We start from the raw sequence: 22,106 nt of genomic DNA on the forward strand, positions 1-22,106 counted from the left end.
TCACGGCTGCCGATCTCCCCCCTTGTGGGGGAGATGTCCGGCAGGACAGAGGGGGGCGGCGAGGGATCACTGCAGATCAGCATTATCCTGCGCGGCTGAATTGGGTGTCCGGCAGTCCGCGTCCGCCAGCACGCCTCCGGCTCGATGGCACCTTTCCACCCATTTGCGCAGACCTGTGTATAATAGCGGTTTGCGGTTTGAGTCCGATTGCAATCCGCAAGCTTGCGCTAGTTATTGGTCCATCCACAGCCAGTGTTGAGAGAAACTCGAGGCAGTTGGTTGGGAATTCATATCCTGGGAGGAAATTAAGATGAGAAAATTCGCCGCCGCTCTGGCCGCCGCCGCCACGCTGTATTCGTTCGCCGCGGGCGCGCAAGCCTATCCCGAACGCACCATCACCGTCGTGGTGCCGTTTTCGGCCGGCGGCCCGACCGACACGGTCACGCGCTTGGTCGCGGAAGCCATGTCGAAGGATCTCGGCCAACAGATCATCGTCGAGAATGTCGGCGGCGCCGGCGGCACGCTGGGTGCCGGTCGCGTCGCCCAAGCCGATCCCGACGGCTATTCGCTGCTCCTCCATCACATCGGCATGGCGACAAGCGCCACGCTATACAGAAAGCTCGCATACGACACGTTGAACAGCTTCGAATATGTCGGTCTCGTCACCGAGGTGCCGATGACCATCGTCGGCCGCAAGGACCTCGAGCCGACCGATCTGAAGGGGCTGGTCGACTACGCCAAGGCCAACAAGGATACCGTCACCGTGGCCAATGCCGGCATAGGCGCGGCCTCGCATCTGTGCGGCATGCTGTTCATGAGCGCCATCGGCACGCCGCTGGTCACCGTGCCCTACAAGGGCACCGGACCGGCCATGACCGATCTTCTCGGCGGCCAGGTCGACATCATGTGCGATCAGTCGACCAACACCACCAAGCAGATCCAGGGCGGCACGATCAAGGCCTACGCCGTCACCTCGGCTGAACGCCTCGATGTTCTGCCGGACGTCCCGACGACGACGGAAGCCGGTCTCCCGGAAGTGCAGGTCGGCATCTGGCACGGCCTCTACGCGCCCAAGGGCACGCCGGCCGAGGTCACCGAGCGGCTGTCGAAGTCGCTTCAGGTCGCGCTGAAAGACCCGAATGTCGTCGCCCGCTTCGCCGAGCTCGGCACCAAGCCGTCGTCTGAAGCAGACGCGACTCCGGCCGCGCTGAAGGCCAGGCTGGAAGGCGAGATCGCGCGCTGGAAGCCGATCATCGAAGCCGCCGGCCAGTACGCCGACTGAGGTTTTTACAAACGGGGCGCCCATCAGCGCCCCGTTTTTTTCAAACCGGCATGGGCGCGCCCGCCGCGCGGGCACTGGGAGGACGTCATGAAACCTTTCACAATCGACACGACCAACGGCATATGCGCCGCGCTGTTCATCTTTCTCGGTGGATTTTTCGCGCTGCAGTCGCTCGGCCTCGAGATCGGCACCGCCTTCCGCATGGGACCGGGCTATTTCCCGCTGGTCCTGGCAATCGTGCTGATCCTGCTTGGCGCCATCATCCTCGTCGAAGCGGTGCGCTTCGAAAGCGAGCCGATCGGCCATGTAGCCTGGCGCGGCATGCTGTTCATCCTGCCTGCCCCGATCTTCTTCGGCCTGACCGTGCGCGGCCTAGGCTTCCTCCCCTCGATCTTCCTGACGGCGCTGATCGCATCCTTTGCCAGCGGTCGCATGAGGCCGCTGACTGCGCTCGTACTCTCCGCCGGCCTGACGCTGTTTGCGTTCCTCGTCTTCAGCTATGCGCTCGGCCTGCCGTTCCGGCGCTTCGGCCCGTGGCTGCCTTCCTGGCCGGCATTGTGAGGCGATGAGCATGGAACTCCTCGACAACCTCGCGCTCGGCTTTTCGACGGCCACGTCGCTGGCAAATCTCGGTTTCTGCCTGATCGGCGTCCTTCTCGGCACGCTGATCGGTGTTTTGCCCGGCATTGGCGCCACCGCCACCATCGCCATGCTGTTGCCGATCACCTTCCAGATCGGCGACCCGGTTTCCTCCCTGATCATGCTCGCCGGCATCTATTACGGCGCGCAATATGGCGGCTCGACCACCGCCATCCTCATCAACATGCCCGGCGAATCCTCGTCAGCCGTCACCGCGATCGACGGCTACCAGATGGCCAAGAACGGCCGCGCCGGGGCGGCACTCGCCATCGCGGCGATAGGCTCGTTCTTCGCCGGCACGGTGTCGACCTTCCTCGTCGCCATCTTTGCCCCGCCGCTGACGGCGATCGCGCTGCAATTCGGCGCGGCCGAGTATTTTTCGCTGATGATCGTCGGCCTCGTCTCGTCCGTCGCGCTCGCCCACGGCTCGATTGTCAAGGCGCTGGCGATGGTCGTGCTCGGCCTGCTGCTCGGCATTGTCGGCACCGACATCTACACCGGCACGCCGCGCTTCACGCTCGGCATCCGCGAATATGCCGACGGGCTGAATTTCGTCGCGGTGGCGGTCGGCGTCTTCGGCGTCGCCGAGATCCTGCGCAACCTCGAAAACGAGCACGAGCGCGCGGTGATGATCCGAAGGGTCTCCGGCCTGATGCCGACCCGCGAGGACTTTCGCCGCATGGCGGCGCCGATCGTGCGCGGAACCATCATCGGTTCGGCGCTCGGCATCCTGCCGGGGGGCGGCGCGATCCTTGCAGCCTTTGCCTCCTACACGGTCGAAAAACGCATCTCGAAAAACCCCGGGGAATTCGGCAAGGGCGCCGTCGAAGGCGTCGCCGGACCGGAATCGGCCAACAATGCCGGTGCGCAGACCTCCTTCATCCCGATGCTGACGCTCGGCATTCCGGCCAACCCGGTCATGGCGCTGATGATCGGCGCGATGATCATCCAGGGCATCGTGCCCGGCCCCAATGTCGCGACCGAACAGCCGGCGCTGTTTTGGGGCATCATCGCCTCGATGTGGATCGGCAATCTGATGCTGATCATCTTGAACCTGCCGCTGATCGGGCTTTGGGTGAAACTCCTGACGATCCCGTATTACGTGCTCTTCCCGATCATCATGGCGTTCTGCTCGATCGGCGTCTACAGCGTCAACACCAACATCTACGACCTCTACGCCGTCGCCTTCTTCGGGTTGCTCGGCTATCTCCTGACCAAGCTGCGCTGCGAACCGGCGCCGCTGCTGCTCGGCTTCGTGCTCGGCCCGCTGCTCGAGGAAAACCTGCGTCGCGCGATGATTCTCGCGCGCGGCGACCCGACCACCTTCGTCACGAGGCCGATCAGCGCCGGCCTGCTCTTCATCGCGCTCGCCGTGCTCGTCATCGTCTTCCTGCCGGCGGTTAAGAAAAAGCGCGAAGAGGTGTTTGTGGAGGAGAATTAGCGAGAGTCAAGCGGCCGCCTGTCGACCGGCGCGGCCGCCGATGCGGGCCCCGGTTTCCGAATCGAACAGAAAGACGGCGGTATCCTGGAAGGTGATGCCGATCGGCTCATCCATGTCGTAGTGCGCCGATTTGTCGGCCTTGACGGTTACGGTGGCCCCACCGAACTGGCAGGTGATCAAGGTATGATCGCCGATCAGTTCCACGGCATAGACCCGCGCCGCAATCTTGCCTTCCGATGGGCCGGTGACCCGGCAATCCTCGGGTCTAAGGCCGGCAGTGACCTTTTTCCGGCTTTCGGCAACGCTGGTCGCAAATCGCCCTTCCGCGCAGGCGAAGCTACCCTCGACCAGCTCGCCCCTAAGAAAATTCATCGGCGGCGAGCCGATGAAGCCGGCGACGAACAGGTTCGCCGGATCGTCGTAGATCTGACGGGGCGTCGCGATCTGCTGCACGACGCCGCGGTTCATGATGGCAACACGGTGAGCCAAGGTCATGGCTTCGATCTGATCGTGGGTGACGTAGATCGTCGTCACGCCCAGATCGGCCTGCAGGCGTTTCAGCTCCGAGCGCATGTGGCCACGCAGCTTGGCGTCGAGATTGGAGAGCGGCTCGTCCATCAGGAAGACGCTCGGCCGCCGCACCATGGCGCGGGCGAGCGCGATCCGTTGCCGCTGACCGCCGGAAAGCTGCCGTGGATAGCGGTCGAGGAACTCCTCGAGATGCACCTTGACGGCGGCGCTGCGCACGGAGGCGTCGCGATCGGCGCGCGGCACCCCCCGCAGCTTCAGCGGATATGAGATGTTCTCAGCGACGGTCATGTGCGGATAAAGCGCGTAGGACTGGAACACCATCGCCACGTCGCGATATTTGGGCAGCACATGGGTGACGTCGCGGTCGCCGATGAGGACGCGCCCGGAACTCACCGATTCAAGCCCGGCGACCATACGCAGCGCCGTCGTCTTGCCGCAGCCCGAAGGGCCGAGCAGCACCAGGAACTCGCCGTCCTCGATCTCAAGGTCGAGCCCTTTGACCACCTCGACCGCGCCGAAGGACTTGTAGATATCGGACAGGGTGACCCGCATATCGACTAGCCCTTCACTGCGCCGACCAGCAGTCCGCGCGCGATGTGCTTCTGCAGGATGCTGGAGATGATGATCACGGGGGCGATCATCACGGTGATCAACACCGACATGTTCCACCATTGCGGCCCGCGGGTAGTGTTCTGTGCCGATACCAGAACCGGCATGGTCTGCGCATCGGCATTGGAGAGGAAGAGGGCCAGCAGATACTCGTTCCAGGCAAGGATCAGTACCAGCAGGAAGGTCGCGACCAGGCCGGACCGCACCAGCGGCAGCGCGATGGTGAAGAAAACGCGGAACTTGGAGGCCCCATCTATTTGTGCGCTCTCCTCGAGGTCGAGCGGGATGCCGGCGAAGAAATCGCGCGTCAGCCACACGACGATCGGCAGGTTGATGGCGGTGTAGGTGGCGATCAGCGCCACCTGCGTGTCTAGCAGGCGCATCTGCTGGAACATCACGTAGATCGGCAACACGGCGACGATCGGCGGCATGATACGGTTTGAGATGATCCAGAACTCAATGTCGCTGTTGCCGACCGCAAGCTTCGTGCGTCCAACGAGCGTGAACAGCGCAATGACGAAGAGGGCTGCCGCCACAACAATGGCGATCTCCCACCGCACGCCGAAAGTGGCCACCGCCACGATGATTGCGGTGAGCAGGATCAAGAAGATTGCAACGGCGGCGAGCTTCACCTGGAAGCGGATACGCACGAGCGCGTAGGCCGCCAGCGAGCCGATCAGGACTGCGAGCAGTGTGCTAGCGACCGCGACAACGACCGAATTCATGTAAGGGCGCAGCGTGTAATTCTGCACGAGCATGAAGTCCCATGCCTGAAGCGAGGGAGCAAAGTCGACGAACGGGAGATAGAATGGCCCGTTGTCGACCTCTCCGGGCCCCTTGAAGGACGTGATAAACACCCAGTAGAGAGGAATCACCACAACCAGCGTCCACAGGAACAACAGCACATAGGTCACCACCCTGGCGACCGGCGCCTGGCTATCGATCGAGGCCGGCTCGAACAGCCGGCGCGCCAGCGAGCGCGGCTCGGCGCTCATGCTTCGAACCGGCGCGCCGGCCGGACCACGAAGTTGAAGAACGAGACGCATACGATGGTCGAGATGAAGAGCAGCATGTAGCCGATAGCCGCCGAGCCACCGAGATCCTGGGTGCGCCAGGAAATGAAGGAATGGAGCGTCATCGATTCCGTCGCCAGGCCGGGACCGCCGCCGGTGAGCACGTTCGGCAGGTCGATGATCTTGAAAGCCTCGATGAGCCGGATCAGCACGACGGTAGCAGCAATCGGCGCGATCGCTGGCCAGGTAATGTCGCGAAAAATCTGGAAGCCGTTGGCGCCGTCAAGCCGCGCCGCCTCGACCTGATCGCGCGGCTGGTTCTCAATGGCCGCCAGCAGCACGATGAACATGAACGGCGTCCACTGCCAGGTGTCGCCGACCAATACCATCAGCCGTGCCGACCAGGCCTCCGTCGCCCACGACCACTCGCTGATGCCGAAAGCGCGCACGAGCGGGGCGAAGGGCCCCTTCTGCATGTCGGCGAGCATGCGGAAAGTGTAGGCGATGCCGACCGGGGTCACCATCAGCGGGATGAAGAAGAGGACGCGAAAGAAATTCCGGCCACGGATCGGCTGGCCGCACAGCAGCGCTAGGCCCAGTCCCAGTGCGAACTGCACGGACACGCCGACGAACACGTAGAGAAGCGTATTGACGACAGTCCCTGGCACGCCGCCCGGCGCCATGGTGGCCAGCGCAAGCACCGCCAAGCCCATCGCCATCGCCGTCGCGAGAAGGCGACCAACCGTGCCGACGACGGTCGGCCTGCCACGCAACAAGTAGCGGGCGAGGAGGAAAAACAGCCCTGCCGCGATCAAGGCCAGCAAAGCGAATTGGACAAAGCCGAACGTGCCAAACTTACCGAGCAGGTGATACTGCTGCGAGCCAACCAGCAGCTTGCGGAAGTTCAAAAGTCCGATGAATTTCAGCGTGAATCCGCCCGGCGCGAGCGCAAAGCGCGAAAGCGCGAGATAGGCCGATATGATGAGCGGAAAAATCGCGAAGCAGAGAAGCACGATGACGGCTGGCAGCACCATGATCCGGCCCGAGTGACCGTCCAGCCATTCGGCCCAGCTGCGGCGGTCGGCAGCGTCTGGCATGGTGTCGGTTGCGGTCATCATATCCTGAGAAAGTGGGGCAGGCATCAGGCCCGGCGCGGACCGATGCCACGCCGGGTCGTTTGCTTGACTGCCTATTTGGCGCCGATGGTCGCCTTGTAAAGTTTGAGCTGCTCGTCTTTGCCAATCTCTTCGTTCAGCTCATTCCAGCCTTCCTCGACCGCCGCGACCGTCGCTTCCTTGTCGATTTCGCCGGCGAGGAAGCGCGACACCGCCTCGTCGAGCACGACCTGCTGATACTTCTGATTTTGTGGGATGCGCAGGTCGAGGATCATGTTCGGGCTGCTCATGCTGTCGTTGATCGCGCCCAGGTAGACTTTAGCCTCCTCCTCGCTCATGCCGGCCTTCTCCCAAAGGTCGCTGTAGCTGAGCTGCGAGGTGCGGTACGGGTTGAAGCCGGTTCCGCCGACGGTCACGTCGGCGTTCGACTGTGCCGGCTGCGTCATGAACGAGAAGTAGGCGTAGGCGGCGTCCTTTACCTTCGGATCGGCCGCCGCGTTGATGCCGCCGCCCCAGCCGCCAAAGGCGGCGAATGGCGCATGGTTCACGCCGTCGATCGCGTGCGGGCAGTTTTCCGCCGTGCAGGCCTCGAGCTTGCCGGTGGCCCAGTTCAGGACCTCCTTGGATCCAGGCATGATCGCCGCGCCCCATTTGCCCATCACCTTGGACTGGGCCGGGTCGATCGAGATCGTGCCTACATCACCCCAGTCGAGGTTCAGCGCGCAGCGGCCGGAAGCGAAGAGCGGCCTTGTGTCGCTGACGTCGAGGTTGAGCTCGTCCGGCGGGCCGTACTTGGTCGATTCAGCCAGGAAGTCGAGCGCCTTGCGGAAGGCGTCGTTGTTGACGAGCGGCGTCATGTCGTTGGTGTTGAAGAAAGTGCCCTGGCTGGTTCCCTTGGACTGGGTCATGGAGCCGACCACATCGGTGACGAACCAATAGCTCTGCGCGTTGCGCTTCTTGGCGATGCAGGAGCCGAAATCCGGCGTGCCATCGCCGTTCATGTCCTTGCCATGCGTGGCCTTGGCGACTTCGAGATACTCGTCCCAGGTTTTCGGCACCGCCAGGCCGGCCGCTTCGAGCACGTCCTTGCGATAGTACATCATGTGGAAGTCGCCATCGAGCGTGATCATGTAGGTCTTGCCGTTGTATTTCTCGGAGAAGTCCCGGAAGAACGCGCCCACATCGTCCTGCTGGATGTCCTTGTCCGCCTCGACCCGCGGCGTCAGGTCCTCGAGGTAGCCGCCGGCAATGTAGTCGACCATCCATTGCGGGGCGAACACGCCGGCGTCGACCGAGTTGGTGCCGCTCGCCCAGTCGGTGAGAATCTTTTGATAGAGATCCGAGAAGGGCACCGCGATGACATTGATCTTGGCGCCGGTGAGCGCTTCGAACTCGGGCGCGCGCCGCTGCAGCGGCTCCTGAATCGCACCGGTCTGCGTAATGACGTTCACGGTAACGCCCGCAAACGGTTTGTCCTGCGCCAAGGCAGGTGCGCCAACCAGCGCGGAAATGGCCGAAACGCCGGCCAGAATGGCCCCAACTCTCATCAGACTTCCTCCCATGTTGACCGGGACTTGTTCCTGCGACCAAGCCGCCGGTATCTCCCCGTCGGTTGCCGTCGCCGGAGCACGGCACCAACGCTCATCAATTACAATATCGGCATCACACAGCGAGTCCAGTGCCTTGCCGCTACGGAAGATGATGCACCCAGCGAGCTTCCCGGCTGATGCACCGCGTCACCGATGCTCACACCGTCGGCATGGCGTCACTGCAAGTTGGTGTGGCGGTGCAACATCAGTCTGTGCGCGTCGGCTATCTGCTGCGCCATGAAGAGCACAATGCTGTCGAGCAGGATCAGGCAGGATTGCTCGAACAGGCTGCCGCCAAACTGTTGCGATTTCTCGACAGGGACATGCAGCGTGACATCGGCAATGCCGGCCAGGGTCCCGGCCGGCTTATGCGTCAGCGCAACGACCTTGGCGCCCTCCGCCTTGGCGATGCGGGCGAAGCCTGTACTGACCGGCGTTTCCCCAGAGCCGGAGATGATCAGCAGCGCATCGCCCCTGCGGAGCGATGGCGCCGATGCCTCACCGACGAAATGCACCGCTCGGCCAAGATGCATAAGGCGCATCGCACCCATCTGCGCGACAAGGCCGGAGCGTCCCTGCCCGGAAAAGAACCATCGCTGATCAGGGTCATCGAACGCCTGCACCAGCCTTGCGAAGGCGTCGGCGTCGATCCGGCCGAGTAGGTCGGTTATCTCCTGTCCCACGGCCAGCCACGGCCTGGATTGGGCAATCTGTCGCGAATCCATCGTGCTACCTCTTTCGGACTTGCGGATTCCGTGATGGCGCTGCCAACCACGAGGATTTCGGGCTCGACTGCGATCACCGCTTCCAGCGTGTCGGGGCCGATCCCACCGGCGAGCGAAACCAGAAAGCCACGATCATGCATCTTTCTGACGGCGTCGATATGTGACGTGGAAATATTGCCGGCCAGCCGCGCATCGGTTGGCGAGTGGACGGCGACGTAGCCGAAGCTTTCGGGGAAGACAGCATTCAAGGGAAGCAATTCTGCCTTGCCCGCCTCGGTGATGGTGTCGACGACGATCGTCGCGCCGAAGGCGGCGGCACGTTTTCCGACCGCCTCATGCGTGGCGGACGAAGCACACGACAGCACCGTCATGAACGCGGCACCGGCGCCGAATACCATATCAGCCTCAAGCTGGCCGCCGTCGACGGTTTTGGTATCAGCCAACACCATGACTTCAGGGCAGAGCTCGCGCGCCGTGGTGATGGCCGAGAGGCCGAGGCGTTTCAGCAATGGCGTGCCGATCTCGATAATGTCGGCAAATTCCTTCATCTGCGCGAGCAGAGCCAGGTGTTCAGGCTTGTCGAAGGCGACTTGGAGGAGCAAGGCGGTTCTCTTGGATTGCTTAAGATAGCGGGTGCGGCATGACGCCCAACCCACTGTCGTGTGCTTCGTGGTCGAAATCTGCCATAATCCAGCAACCTCCTGGCCGGTCTGCATAGGGAGAACAAATCGTGCCCTGCAAAGCAAGTGTGGTTCTTGTCGAAAGCAGAGGTGCGGGCCAGATCAGCGCCGATGCCACCTGCGATATGAGGTAGTCCTTTGACGAGATTGTTTGAGCCCATTGGATGCAAGGTCGATCTGTCGACTGGTGCGATGGCAAATGCAACCGGCAGCTACCAGAAGCGCTTCCGCGATCTGGACGGGCTCTATGCTGACGCCGCGGCGTTCGAAGCGATGCGCGCGACATGGGGCGAGCGCATCGTCTACGAAGTCTCCGAGTTCCGACCGACCGACCAATCGGGCGATCTGATTTTCGGCGTCACGCGCATGGCGCCCGGCAGGGTCGGTGACGAGTATTTCATGACGCGCGGTCATATCCACAGGCAGGCCGACCGGCCCGAGATCTACTATGGCCAGAAAGGGCACGGTCTCATGCTGATGGAGTCGCCGGAGGGCGAGGTTCGCATCCTGCCGATGGATGCCCAGACCGTCTGTTACGTTCCGCCGTTCTGGATCCACCGCTCGATCAATGTCGGAGACGACGATCTGGTGATGCTGTTCTGTTACCCCGCCGATTCAGGGCAGGACTACGAGATCATCGCGAGATCGGGAGGCATGCGCTCGCGCGTGGTCGCCGGCGATGGAGGCTGGAGGCAAGTCGACAACCCGGATTGGCGACCGCGTGACGCGAAGCTGATCTCCGCCCTCTATGGGCAATCCGGCATGGTGCCGGCATGAACGCTCGCTTCGAGATCGCTGCTTCACGTCGCAGTGCTGCACTGCGCGCGGAGAAAATCCGGGAGAATGGCGAATGAGCCGCTATCGGCCGGCCACCCAGCCGACATTCTATTTTATCGGCGTCACGACGACGAGCAGTTCGATCATGCGGGTCTTCCCCGCATGGGCACGCCACCTCGGGCTGAAGGATGCGGTTCTTAGGGATGCGGTTCTCAGGGGCATCGACTTTCCGCTCCATGCCGATCCGGAGGCCTATCGTGAGGTCGTCTCCTTCATAAAATCCGACCCGCTGTCGCTTGGCGCGCTCGTCACCACGCACAAGATCGATCTTTTCAACGCAGCGCGCGACCTGTTCGACGTGATCGATCCGCACGCCCGCCTGATGCACGAGACCAGCTGCCTGTCGAAGCGGGGCGGCAAACTGATCTGCCATGCCAAGGATCCGATCGCTTCCGGCCTTGCGATAGACGGTTTCATGCCGGCGGGATATTTTGCGGACACCGGCGCCGAAGTCCTGTCCATGGGCGCCGGCGGATCGACGATAGCAATCACCTGGCACCTGATGCGCAAGCAGCGTGGCGCCGATTTGCCTTCGCGCATCATTGTCAGCGACCGCTGGCAGCCGCGTCTTGATGAAATCGAGCGCATCCACAAAGACATGATGTCGACGGTCGAGGTCGAATATGTCCTGGCAGACCGACCCGAGATCAATGACGAGACGCTGGCGGCGCTGAAACCAGGCTCGCTCGCGATCAACGCGACCGGACTTGGCAAGGACGCGCCCGGCTCGCCGATTACCGATGGCGGCGTGTTCCCCAAGCGCGGCATCGCCTGGGATCTCAACTATCGCGGGGACCTGATCTTCCTCGACCAGGCAAGGCGGCAGCAGGCCCGACATCAGTTGCAGATCGAGGATGGTTGGACGTATTTCCTGCATGGCTGGACGCAGGTGATCGCAGAGGTCTTCGACATCGCGATCCCGGTGTCGGGGCCGGATTTCGACGAGATGTCGCGCATCGCCATCGAAGCGGCGAAAGGCTGATGCCGTGGGTCTCGTCACGCCGTGCTCGCTTTGACCGATAGACAGGGGGTCACATGTTTGCCCATCTCAGGACTCTGTCGAAATGAGCGGCGAGCTTTTCCTCGCCATCGATGTCGGCACCGGCAGCGTCCGCGCCGCACTGATCGATGTCACCGGCAAGATCCTCGAGCTTGCGTCGCGAGAGCACGACCAGATCGTGCCGGAATTCGGCTGGGCCGAACAGCGGCCGCTCGACTGGTGGGAGGGTGCGCGAGCCAGCGTCAAGACGGTGCTGGACCGCGTCGACGGCGCCCGCGAAAACATCTCCGCCGTCTGCGTCTGCGGGCAGATGCACGGGCTGGTCCTGCTCGATGCGCACGGAGCGTTGACGCGCGACACGGCGCCGCTCTGGAACGACAAGCGCACCGTCGATCACGTCCGTCGCTTCGAGCAAGCGAACGAGCCGGACAGCTACCTGCCCGAAAGCGGCAACACGCCGACCCCGGCATGGCCGAGCTTCAAACTGCAATGGGTCCGAGACAACGATCCCGCCGCATACGCCCGCAGCGCAGTCGCCGTTATGCCGAAGGATTACATCAACTACCGGCTGACCGGCGAGATTGCCATGGATACAGGCGACGCGTCCTGCAGCTTCCTGATGAACCCACAGCGGCTCGACTGGTCGCCGGTGATGATCGAGCGCATGGGTCTTGACGCCGCCAAACTGCCGCCGATCCGCAACCCGCTGGATGTCGTCGGCCACGTCACCGAACAGGCGGCGCTCGACACCGGCCTGCGCTCCGGAACCCCCGTGCTCGTCGGTGGCGCCGACTATCCGGTGGCACTGCTCGGCTCAGGCGCCTGTTGCCCGGGAATGGGTTCCGACAGCACCGGCACGGGCGCCATCATCACTGTTATCGCGGAGAAGCCGCTGCTTGACCCGGAAATCTCGAACGTTGCGACGGTCGAAGGAAACTGGGCGCAATTCGTGCTGCTGGAGACCGGCGGCGACGGCATGCGCTGGGCCCGCCGTGCCTTTCACGACAACGCGCTGTCCCATGACGAGATCGTTGCCCGCGCCGCCGAGGCGCCCGCCGGTTGCGACGCGTTGCTCTTCATGCCCTTTCTCACCGGCGAACGTCTGGGGCGCCATCGCAACGCCCGCGCACAGTTCTTCGGATTGGGCGCCGCGCATGGCATGGAGCATCTGCACCGCTCGATCCTGGAAGGCATCGCCTTTGCCATGACGCGCCACATCCGCATCATGGAACACGCGTCGAACAAGCCGCTGGAGCGCGTCATCGCCGCCGGTGGTGGGGCGCGCACCGAACTCTGGCTGAAGATCAAGGCGAGTGCCTTCAACATTCCGATCCTGGTCCCGCGGGAGCCCGAATGCGGCATTGTCGGCTGTGCCGCGATGGCCGCGACGGCGACAGGCCGCTTCTCGCGCGTCGAACAGGCGACCGAGCGCTTTGTGAGCTACGGCGCCGAAATCCTGCCGGACCCCGGATGGGCCGAAATCTACAGCCGCACCCAACCGGTTTTCGAGCAGCTCTACCACCACAGCCAGGCGCTCTACGACGACATCGACGCCCTGGCGGCCGCCACGCGGCCGACGCAGCCGTGACGTCTGCGATCGCGTGGCGATCGCACAGGGCTTTGCGCACATCGGAGACTCGGTCGTAGCGCTCGGCAATCCCAAGGAGAAGCTCGAGGCCGCCGCTGCCTCATGGCTTTGGTCGGCGGCTCGGTAGCCGGATGAGTGCCCGAGCCGCCTCAGGTCGCCTGATACTCCTGCGACTTGAACGACAGGTGCTTCACGCCTTCCGGCGCATCCGAGATTTTCCGGATGTTCGCCCAGGTCTGCTTGTAGTTCGGAATGATGAACTCGTTCACCCCTGGCGACACGACGTTGCCCTGCACCCCAGTGGGAAACGCGAACAGCATGAATGTCTCTTTCCGCTTTGCCGTGGGTGTCGGATACACGGCCGCCTGGGTCGCGCCGTTGTCATTGTAGACTTCAACCAGATCCCCCTGGTTCAGCGATAGTTCTGCCATGTCGGCAGGATTCATCTCTATGAAGGGATAGGGCCAGCGGTCCATGACCAGCTCGTTCTGCTGGTCGAGGTAGGCACTCTGCCAGACGTGGTTGGTGCGGCCATTGTTGATGAGGAAGGTGAACTTGTCCTTCTCCTCCTGCTTGCCAGCAGCTTGGAGGCCCCTCCACTGCGTCTCGGCAAAAACGGCCTTGCCGTCCTCCTTGTTAAATTTGCCGTCGGCGTAAAGGCGCTTGGTTCCAATGATGCGCTCGGTCCCCGCAGCCGGTTCGGGGGGCGATCCCGCATTGGTCGGCGCTGCCTTCTGCACAGGCTCCTTGCCGCGCGCGCCCTCGATGGCCGGGCCGCCGAGGACCTCACCTGGTTCACCCGTCGAAGTTCCGGCTGCCAGCGGCTCGGTCTCGCCAAGGCCGGTTGCCGGCTCCTGGAAACCGTTGGTCCCCATCGCGCGCAGCCGGGCGTAGGTGACGAATTCTCCCCCCTTTTCGTGCTGGTGGTAGCCGTCCATGAAGGCGTCTTCTTCGGTCTGCCAGTCGAATCCCTTGAACTGATCCGCGACGGCGTTGTCGCCCGCTTCGCGGAAAACCCGTTCCAGGTGGTTGGCCAAGCGCGCGGCGATCAGACAGTCGGGCATCGACTGGCCGGGCGGGTCCATGTAGCGCTCCGTCAGCCGCATGCGCCGTTCGCCGTTCATCGAGGTGAGGTTCATCTCGCCGGATGTCGCGGCAGGCAGCAAGACATGGCTCGCCTGACCGATCTTGGTCGGGATGATGTCCACGTCGACCGAGAACAGGCCGCCTTTACCGACCGCACCGACAATCGCATCGACAGTCGCCTGCCGGTCGCCGTAGGGGACGGAGGACATGGCGTCCTTCACCATATCGGTGCGCTCCTTGTACCGCCGCTTGAACTGGTGTGCGTTGAGCGTGGTCTTGTAGTGATCGCATCCCCAGATGTGATGTACGCCACCCTTGCCCTCGATCAGCAACTGATCGACGTAAGCCGCTGGTCGACCGACGTGAGCGTCCGACGGCCGGGAATAGCCCTCCTGGTGGCCGCCCAGGCGGACACAGCCGCCGCCGGGGCGGCCAATGTTTCCGGTCGCCAGCGCGAGGTTCACGAGCGAGCCATTGGTTCGGTAGTTGTCGTTGCCCCAGATCAGGCCTTTTTCGTAGGCGAACATGGTGCGTCGACGCTTGCCGTCTTTCGGCTCGGCGATCCAGGCCGCCGCCTGCTTGATCTGGTCGACGGTGAGGCCGGTGATCTCAGCGGCTTGTTCCAGCGTCGTCCGGTTGGCGGCCAGCGCCTTGTCGAAGCCATTGGTTGACGCCGCGATGAAATCCTTGTCCGTCCAGCCCTGATGGCCGATGTGGGTCACCAGGGCGTTGAACAGCGCCAGATCCGTACCGGAGTTGATCGCCAAGTGCAGGACGCGCTCCTTGCCCGCCTCGATTTCGCACGCGTTCACGGTCACCGTTCGCCGCGGATCGACGATGATGACGCGAACTGGCTCGTGCGGCTCGCCCGGCAACTCCTTGTTCTTCTTTTCCGTGGAGGTCCCGCGCAGGTTCGGAATCCAATGGTTCAGGAAATAGTTTGTCTGCGTCTCCAGAGGATTTGCGCCGACCACCATGATCGTGTCGGCAAGCTCCGCATCCTCATAGCAGTTATTGAGTTCGCCGACGCCCATGTCGCGTGTTGCGTGGACCTCGGAATTATAGGCCGGGCGGTTATGGATCCGGATGTTCTTGACCTTCATGGCCCCGAAATAGAGCTTCCCAGTACCCCAGGTGTTCTCGTAACCGCCTCCGGCACCGCCGTGGTCGAAGGCCGAGATGAATACGCCTTCCTCGCCCTGTTCCTTAATCACTGCCGCAGTGACGCGGGCCACCAAGTCCAACGCATCGTCCCAGGAGGTCGGCTGCATCTGGCCGTAGCGCCAAACCATTGGGTCGGTCAGGCGCTGAAGCTGCGTGTTGCGTTGCCGACTGAAGCTCATTTCGGCCATGCGGGCGCCGCGGATCGAGCCGAGCCCGGAATTCACGACGCAGTCTCTGTCCGGTTTGATGACGATATGGACGTCTTTGCCGTCCTGCTTGACGATGTTGTACATCGAAGGGGAATACCAGGCTGGCGTCTCCGCCTCCTGCTGCTGGGATAGGTCCACGCCAAAGACGTTTTGGTCGGGCGCCGTGCCGCCCTGGTGATTCGTGTCCCAAGTATAGGCGTGATAGCCGCAGCCGACGATGCAGTAGTGGCAGACGACGTTGTGAACCTTCGCGTCCGCCGGGATAATCGGCAGGCGGCCGATTTGACGTTTGTAGGCCATGACAGATCTCCTCTAGAGCACGTTCGACAGGCGGCCGTAGATGAGCTCGTCGAGCCCCTCCGCGAACACGTCGCCTTTGTCATCCACGCGAAGCAGGTACTGCGGCAGGTTCTGCGTCGCCTGCCCCCAGATTTGCTGGCCTCCCGCCTCGCAGTCGAAGCGGGAATAGTGGCCCGGACAGTTCAGCGTGCGGTCCTCGGCGTTGTAGTTCAGCGGAAAGCCCTTGTGCGGGCAGATGGTGGAGAAGCCGACGATGTCGCCGTCAGGACCGGCACCACCTTCCACTTTCATTCCAAGTTTCAGCAGCACGCCGGGCGCGTTCTCATCGGGGTAGCCGACATCGAAAGGCTCGTTCGGCTTCAAGTCGGCTATATTGGCCAACTTGTTCGACGGGTATTCGACCAGCGCCAGACCGGGCGCAGCCTTGGTCTGAGCTTGCGCCGGCATGGCCACTGCAGTGGCCATGCCGGCGGCGGCGAAAGCCCCTCCCCTCAAGAATTGACGGCGGCCGACGTCGACCAGCTTGTTGCAGCGATCCATGCATTCCTCCCATTGGCGAAATCGTCGCAAGCGGCCCTGCAACGCCTGTGCCAACCGGAGAAGCCGTCGATTTCATTTGGGAAACTGCTGGAAAGCCAGCCCCAAGGGGGCCTGCACGTTCGGAAATCCGAACATGCTGCAGCGCCGAACGTTCAGGTTTCCGAACGCGCTCGCTCGGCAAGACCGAAGCGCGTCATCTTCTCCCACAGGGTCGTTCTCGAAATGGATAGAAGCGCTGCTGCCTTTGCGATCTGGCCTCCAGTTTCTTCAAGCGCGCGCTCAATCTGGCGGCGTTCCGCAGCATCGCGGACGTCGGCGAGCGGCACGAATGCGGCATCGCCAGGCTTGGATGCGTGTTCTGGAAACAGGTCACCGGGCATGATCCATTCGTTGGTCGCCAGCGCCACCGCCCGGTCGACGCGGTTTCTGAGCTCCCGAACGTTCCCTGGCCAAGGGTGGACGAGTGCTGCTTCCTTGGCCAGCGCGCTAAATCCACGGATGCGGGTGTCCGAGCGGGCGGCGGCATTCTGAAGAAACCGATCCATCAGCCAGTCGATGTCTTCAGAACGTTCTCTGAGCGGCGGAATATGGATCGGCAGGACAGCCAGTCGGAAGTAGAGGTCCTCTCGGAAACCTGTGGGGCCGCCGCGTTGGGCAAGATCACGATGCGTCGCGGTCACAATGCGCGCACGGAAGACGACGGGCGTTTCACCACCGACTCGATGAAAACTTCCATCCTCGATCAGCCTGAGAAGTTTCGCCTGGAGGGGCAAAGGCATGTCACCGATCTCGTCGAGAAACAGTGTCCCCTTGCCTGCACGTTCAGCGTAGCCGAGATGGCGAGCTTGAGCGCCCGTGAATGCACCCTTCTCATGTCCGAATATCTCGCTCTCGAGGAGCTCTGCAGGAATCGCTGCGCAATTGACCGCGATGAACGGCTCGGTGCCACGCGAAGAAATCTGGTGGAGCAGCCGGGCCGCCACCTCCTTGCCGGACCCGGTTTCCCCAGTGATCAGCACCGGCAGGTCATGCGCGGCGTAACGATGGAGCAGATCTTCGGCACGTTGAATGCCGGCAGACTCTCCGAGACAGTAACCGTTCAGCCGGAGTTGGCTTTGCGTCGTCCGTCGTCCGGCATCGATGCGGCGAAGGAACTCGTCCATCGCGAAGGGCTTGGTCATGAAGTCGACCGCGCCTGACCGCATTAGGCGGACCGCCTGATCGATTTCGCCGTGGCCAGTGACGAACATGAAGGGCGGAATGTTCGGCAGTTTGGCGAGTTCGTTGAATACCACCTCTCCAGAGACATCGGGGAGGCAGACGTCGCAAATAACAAGATCGAGCGAGTCGGACTCGCCAGCGATTTCAGAAATCGCCTCACAGCCTGACTGCCACCACGTCACCCGCCAGCCCTCGAGCTCGAGGCGCTGGACGATCGACCCGCCCATGACGGGATCGTCCTCGACGAGGCCTATCCGGGCGCGCTCAGGCAGCATGGGCTTTGACATCCTCCCTGTCGAAGGGAATTGTCAGCGTGACCGCCGTCCCTCCCCCTCTTCTGGCTGCGATACTGGCACGTCCGCCGAGATCGTCAACCACGCGGCGGACCATCCAGAGGCCGAGGCCACGCCCCGCGCGCACCGCCGGACCGGGGTCCTGGTCGATGAGAATCCCTGCGATGTCGGCCGGCATTCCGCAGCCCTGGTCGCCAATTTCGATGTGCAATCGGTCTTCCCAGCTCATCGCCGTCAGCGAAACCGTCCCGTCTTCCGGAGTGACCGCGCTGGCATTGAGGAGGAGATTGAGGATCGCCTGACGGACCGGACCGCCTCGGATGGGCAATTCCCGCGCACCGTTCCATGCGACGCTCCAATCCAGCCGCTGCCGCTTGCGGCGCAACTCCGGCTTGAGCAACAGACTGATATCATCCAGATCGGCAGCCGTCATGGGCCGCTGCGATCGTTCTGGCCGATAAGTCGCAAGCGCGGCCTCGACCACGTCGCGAATGCCGGCAAGGCCGCGCTCGATCAGGCTGATCGATGTGTCGCGAACACCGGGGGTCTCGCCATGGGTCTTCAACGTATCCAATGCGTTGAACAGGCCGCCAAGCGGATTGTTGATCTCGTGCGCCATGCCGGAAGCGAGACGCCCGAGGCTCGACAGCTTCTCTTCCTCGGCGAGCTGCATGGCGAAGTTCGCGCGCTCACGCTCGGCATGGACAAGGGCGTTGTAGCCGCGGAACAGGCCTGCGACCTCGGAGTCTCCGGCCGGGATTTCCCGCGACGAGATCGGCTCGGCGGCGCCATGCGCCGCGGCGCGCATGTGGTCCTCCAGCACCCGCATCGGGCCGATCATCTGCCTCACCAGCACGAAGCCGCCCAGCGCGAACAACGCCGCAAGGACGCCGTTGGTAACGAGCAGGGTGACCAGAATCGCACGCCGCTCGGCAAACAGATGCGAAACATCGAATGTGGCGTGGATGGTCCCGATCGGCTGACCCTGATAGACGAGATCGCGGTGGGCGAACCCGGTCAATTTGGCCTTGTCGATGGTGACGACATCCGGCCCATAGCGATTGCGATAATCGGCCGACAATTCGGAATAGGTCGCGATCCGGTTCGGATCGCTCGCTGCGAGCACCCTGCCGTCTGAGCCGGTCACCACGGTTTCGATCGGCGCGAGCGATTTATAGGACGCCGACGACCTGTCGAGCGCGTCGAACACCTCCCAGACGTCGGCCCGCAACACGGCCGGCACGACCGCTGACGAAAGTCCGTCCAGATAGGTTTCGGCAAGGCCGTTAAGGAAGCTTTCCTGTGTCCGTGACAGCCGGTTGAGCACGCGCTCGGAAATGGCCGCGCTGATGACCACCATGAGCAAAGCCACTAAGACCGGCACGCGGTAGGAGACGGGAATCGATCGGAGACGCCGGAGCAGTTTCATCCCAACTGCCTCACGGTTTCCACTTTCGCCGCAATCGCGTCGAACAGCGACGGATCGGTTGCCACGAACCCGTCCAGACGAAGCAGGGCAAGGACCTTCCGACCTTCGGCATCATCGCGCATGGAAATCAGGGCCTGCTGCAACGCCCTGACGCGTCGATCGTTGGCGACGGACTTCGGCGACGCTATTGGCGGAAAGCCCAGCCATTCCGACTTGCGCACAATCCTGGTCTGCTTCACCAGATCCGGCTCGGTCTCACGCATGACCTCGTAGACATAACCGTCGACGCTGCCCGACTGGGCGAGGCCGGAGGCGACGGCCCTGATGACGTTTCGGTGGCCATAGGTGAAAAAGCTCCGCGCGAAAAAGCTGCCGGGAAGCTGGCGGTTCTCCGCAAGCAGCGCCCGCGTCACCAGAGAACCCGAATTCGAATCAGGATCCGAGAACGCATGGACGTCGCCTTTTAGTCCGCTCCAGTCGTCGACTTTACGATCGGCCGAAGCGATCAGGTACGACTGGTAGAGCGGCTTGCCGTGCCAGACCGGGGTTGCGACAAGGTCGAGATCGGCCTTGAACTGCACGTAGGGATAGCCGCAGATCCATGCCGACTGGATCTGCCCGGAAACCAGCAGCGCGGTGATTTCCTGGTAGGTGCGGCGCGTCACGAGCTCGATCCGGCCACCGATCCTGGCGCTGAGATAGCTGCGCAGATGGCCAAGCAGTTCGAGATCGTTCGAGAGGAAGACCGGCGTCAGGCCGAATTTGAAACTCTCTTCCTCGGCGCCAAGCGCAACGGGGGCGAAGACCGCACCCGAAACGGCGGCCGCAATCAGATCACGTCGTGTGATCGGAACGCCGTCGGTGGTCCTGTGCGGGTTGCCTAGGTTCCTCAACAATTGCCTCCCGACCGGAGCGAGAGGGTGCCCGGTCGAGCCGATCATATCCGAAAATGCAGAGGTCCAGGAACTGCAAAAACGGAGCCGGATTTTGGAGCGAGCCGACGCATCCCGTCTCGGATGCACAGGGCTCGCCCGGCTTGTCATCCATCAGGGGCATTCCTACCTGCTTGTCGAACAGCATGAATCGGCCGCCAGAGCGGTTCAGGGTCGTGAGCCGGCAGGATGGTGATATCACCAACTCCAGAGTGGCATCAGAATGGGGACGTCAGCGTGAGCTCCAGGTCGCGCAAATGCCAGTAACGCCCGACATGTTGCTCTTAACGCCTGACTGCGAGTAGAGCTTAAGCCTCGTTGCTTAAGTAGCGCCTCTTCACGTTTGATGTGGTCGGTACGCGCCACGATGTAATCCCAATCGAGATTTTTCGGATTTGGCTCATACTGTACTCTCGCTGCAAAGCGAGGGCCAAGCTGGGGTTTGACATCATCGACCAGGCATTCGATTGAAGAGGCCATTTTGCCCGCTGCCGGCATATGTCGAGATTATCCGTGGGACGTAAGTTTGTACTGCCACTGTCCCCCGGCCGATTGGCATCCAGCCGCAGCCACTAGATTCGCCTGTACCTAAAGAGCATAGTTATTACAAAAACGGACAGCCCACACATTGCATAAAAGCACGAAATTAATAAAATCTTTTTTATAGAGTATGCGACAACTGCATCTTTCAGAGATGGTGCGTAGAATGAATATCCTTCTGAAAAACTAGCCTTCGCGGCAAAAAAACTAATCAATGTTCCAACAAGTAAAATTCCAATAGCCCGCAGCACAGCCGTATATTCAGAATCGGAGACATTCATTCTGTCAGATCGACGAAACTCGACCGAAATTCTCCAGAGTATCCATAATATCCATATTGAGCTGGTTACACTGCATAAATATGAGAACCAATAGTAGTCATTCCGATGCCTAAACGAATCAAGTTGATTCGCCTCCAAGAATTGCAAAAATATGGTTTTATCCAAGGCCATGCTTTCATGAAAGAATTTCCTCGCATAATTCTCTCGTAGTCAAGTTGTACATTTCCAGATATTATCACGTTAGCAAAAATAACTAAAAAGACAACCAGTAATGAAATCAATATTCTGTAACATTCGTATGCAATCAAGTACTTACTTTTCGCATTCTGAGCATCGACATCTGTCTGAATGTTTTTATCATCCACACGAGGGGTAAGAAACGAGAATGCCTCAACATACTCGGCGAGAGGCACCTCGTCTATATCCCTATATATAATATCTTTTATCTTCATCCGCTCGCCCATACCCAACATACTTTGGAGCCTTCATACAGTCACGATTGCTGTACGCATCTTTCACCGCCACATATTATACCCAGCCAAAAGCACCTCTGACGCGGCTGTTTTGTTAACCACATCAACCCGTTCTGCCCGTGGAGCTCCACGAATATCCCCTGGCGAGATCCACCGTATTAGATGAATCGAATTCGATGCGCTATGCTAATCCAGACCGTCTATAGAACAACGTGAAATGTACTTCACCTATGCTACGGCACCGCGTGATAAGTCAATAGAGCCGACTTATACTAATCCACTTTTTGTGCAGCCGTACAGTCTGTTTCAGGTAACGCATATTCTCCGCTCGGGAGGCCCAGCCAGTTATCGGGTGCTATATCGATGCATATCCGCCTCAAGAAGCCTAGCGCCACCGGCTCGCAACAGCGATCTGTCTCCTTAATTCGCCTGCCCAGTCGGGAGTGGCGGCTGACCACCGCACCGGCGCCAGTTGTGTGTGCCAGGTTCTGCAAAAATGGCGTGGCATTCATTCCAAGATATCAGAGCGTCACGAGGGTGCAGGACCTTTGATAGCGGAGGGACAGCGCCCCATAGGCGCTAACTTAGG

The 22,106-nt window shown here is 61.7% G+C and carries 17 protein-coding genes; 6 read left to right on the forward strand and 11 right to left on the reverse strand.

Annotated elements, in window-relative coordinates:
• Positions 1-310: 310 nt before the first annotated feature.
• The 3 genes from NMG80_RS20450 (at position 311) to NMG80_RS20460 (ending at position 3,362) form a co-directional block, all read left to right on the forward strand.
• A complete protein-coding gene (locus NMG80_RS20450; RefSeq protein WP_254019765.1) occupies positions 311-1,282 on the forward strand; it encodes a tripartite tricarboxylate transporter substrate-binding protein in 972 nt (323 codons plus the stop codon).
• Positions 1,283-1,369: 87 nt separating this feature from the next.
• Positions 1,370-1,843, forward strand: coding sequence for a tripartite tricarboxylate transporter TctB family protein (locus tag NMG80_RS20455; protein ID WP_254019766.1), 474 nt, complete (start codon positions 1,370-1,372; stop codon positions 1,841-1,843).
• 10 nt (positions 1,844-1,853) lie between these two features.
• A complete protein-coding gene (locus NMG80_RS20460; RefSeq protein ID WP_254019767.1) occupies positions 1,854-3,362 on the forward strand; it encodes a tripartite tricarboxylate transporter permease in 1,509 nt (502 codons plus the stop codon).
• A 6-nt stretch (positions 3,363-3,368) separates the two neighbouring features.
• Here the strand turns inward: NMG80_RS20460 and NMG80_RS20465 are convergent, their stop codons facing one another.
• The 6 genes from NMG80_RS20465 to NMG80_RS20490 form a co-directional block, all read right to left on the reverse strand.
• Complete coding sequence (locus tag NMG80_RS20465; RefSeq protein ID WP_254019768.1) at positions 3,369-4,445, reverse strand: ABC transporter ATP-binding protein; 1,077 nt, start codon at positions 4,443-4,445, stop codon at positions 3,369-3,371.
• Between the two features lie 5 nt (positions 4,446-4,450).
• Complete coding sequence (locus tag NMG80_RS20470) at positions 4,451-5,497, reverse strand: carbohydrate ABC transporter permease (RefSeq protein ID WP_254019769.1); 1,047 nt, start codon at positions 5,495-5,497, stop codon at positions 4,451-4,453.
• Positions 5,494-6,630 carry a carbohydrate ABC transporter permease gene (locus NMG80_RS20475; RefSeq protein ID WP_254019770.1) on the reverse strand — a complete coding sequence of 379 codons (1,137 nt, stop codon included), beginning with the start codon at positions 6,628-6,630 and terminating at the stop codon, positions 5,494-5,496. The genes NMG80_RS20470 and NMG80_RS20475 overlap by 4 nt, the downstream gene beginning before the upstream one ends.
• A gap of 74 nt (positions 6,631-6,704) precedes the next feature.
• Complete coding sequence (locus NMG80_RS20480; RefSeq protein WP_254019771.1) at positions 6,705-8,177, reverse strand: ABC transporter substrate-binding protein; 1,473 nt, start codon at positions 8,175-8,177, stop codon at positions 6,705-6,707.
• A 218-nt stretch (positions 8,178-8,395) separates the two neighbouring features.
• Entirely contained in the window at positions 8,396-8,902 is a 507-nt protein-coding gene (locus NMG80_RS20485) for an SIS domain-containing protein (protein WP_254019772.1), read from the reverse strand.
• The gene (locus tag NMG80_RS20490; protein WP_254019773.1) at positions 8,887-9,660 is read right to left on the reverse strand and encodes an orotidine 5'-phosphate decarboxylase / HUMPS family protein; all 774 of its coding nucleotides are present in this window, start codon (positions 9,658-9,660) and stop codon (positions 8,887-8,889) included. The genes NMG80_RS20485 and NMG80_RS20490 overlap by 16 nt, the downstream gene beginning before the upstream one ends.
• 102 nt (positions 9,661-9,762) lie before the next feature.
• Between NMG80_RS20490 and NMG80_RS20495 the strand changes: the two genes are divergently transcribed.
• From NMG80_RS20495 to NMG80_RS20505, 3 genes are all read left to right on the forward strand, one after another.
• Complete coding sequence (locus tag NMG80_RS20495; protein WP_254019774.1) at positions 9,763-10,401, forward strand: glucose-6-phosphate isomerase; 639 nt, start codon at positions 9,763-9,765, stop codon at positions 10,399-10,401.
• 73 nt (positions 10,402-10,474) lie between these two features.
• Positions 10,475-11,443 (forward strand): shikimate dehydrogenase family protein, encoded by a 969-nt coding sequence (locus NMG80_RS20500; RefSeq protein ID WP_254019775.1) that lies wholly within the window; start codon positions 10,475-10,477, stop codon positions 11,441-11,443.
• Positions 11,444-11,525: 82 nt separating this feature from the next.
• Positions 11,526-13,049 carry a xylulokinase gene (locus tag NMG80_RS20505; protein ID WP_254019776.1) on the forward strand — a complete coding sequence of 508 codons (1,524 nt, stop codon included), beginning with the start codon at positions 11,526-11,528 and terminating at the stop codon, positions 13,047-13,049.
• A gap of 149 nt (positions 13,050-13,198) precedes the next feature.
• Here NMG80_RS20505 and NMG80_RS20510 read toward each other — a convergent pair whose 3' ends face one another.
• The 5 genes from NMG80_RS20510 to NMG80_RS20530 all read right to left on the reverse strand — a co-directional run bounded on the left by NMG80_RS20510 (position 13,199) and on the right by NMG80_RS20530 (position 20,184).
• Entirely contained in the window at positions 13,199-15,808 is a 2,610-nt protein-coding gene (locus NMG80_RS20510; RefSeq protein ID WP_254019777.1) for an arsenate reductase (azurin) large subunit, read from the reverse strand.
• Positions 15,809-15,820: 12 nt separating this feature from the next.
• Entirely contained in the window at positions 15,821-16,348 is a 528-nt protein-coding gene (locus NMG80_RS20515; RefSeq protein WP_254019778.1) for an arsenate reductase (azurin) small subunit, read from the reverse strand.
• Between the two features lie 152 nt (positions 16,349-16,500).
• On the reverse strand, positions 16,501-17,844 hold the full coding sequence (locus NMG80_RS20520) for a sigma-54-dependent transcriptional regulator (protein WP_254019779.1): 1,344 nt from the start codon (positions 17,842-17,844) through the stop codon (positions 16,501-16,503).
• Positions 17,834-19,291, reverse strand: a complete 1,458-nt coding sequence (locus tag NMG80_RS20525) for a sensor histidine kinase (RefSeq protein ID WP_254019780.1) — start codon at positions 19,289-19,291, stop codon at positions 17,834-17,836. The genes NMG80_RS20520 and NMG80_RS20525 overlap by 11 nt, the downstream gene beginning before the upstream one ends.
• The gene (locus NMG80_RS20530; protein WP_254019781.1) at positions 19,288-20,184 is read right to left on the reverse strand and encodes a substrate-binding domain-containing protein; all 897 of its coding nucleotides are present in this window, start codon (positions 20,182-20,184) and stop codon (positions 19,288-19,290) included. The genes NMG80_RS20525 and NMG80_RS20530 overlap by 4 nt, the downstream gene beginning before the upstream one ends.
• Positions 20,185-22,106 lie beyond the last annotated feature (1,922 nt).

Origin of the sequence: Mesorhizobium escarrei (genome assembly GCF_935825525.1) — a bacterium.
Classification (GTDB): Bacteria; Pseudomonadota; Alphaproteobacteria; order Rhizobiales; family Rhizobiaceae; genus Mesorhizobium; species Mesorhizobium escarrei.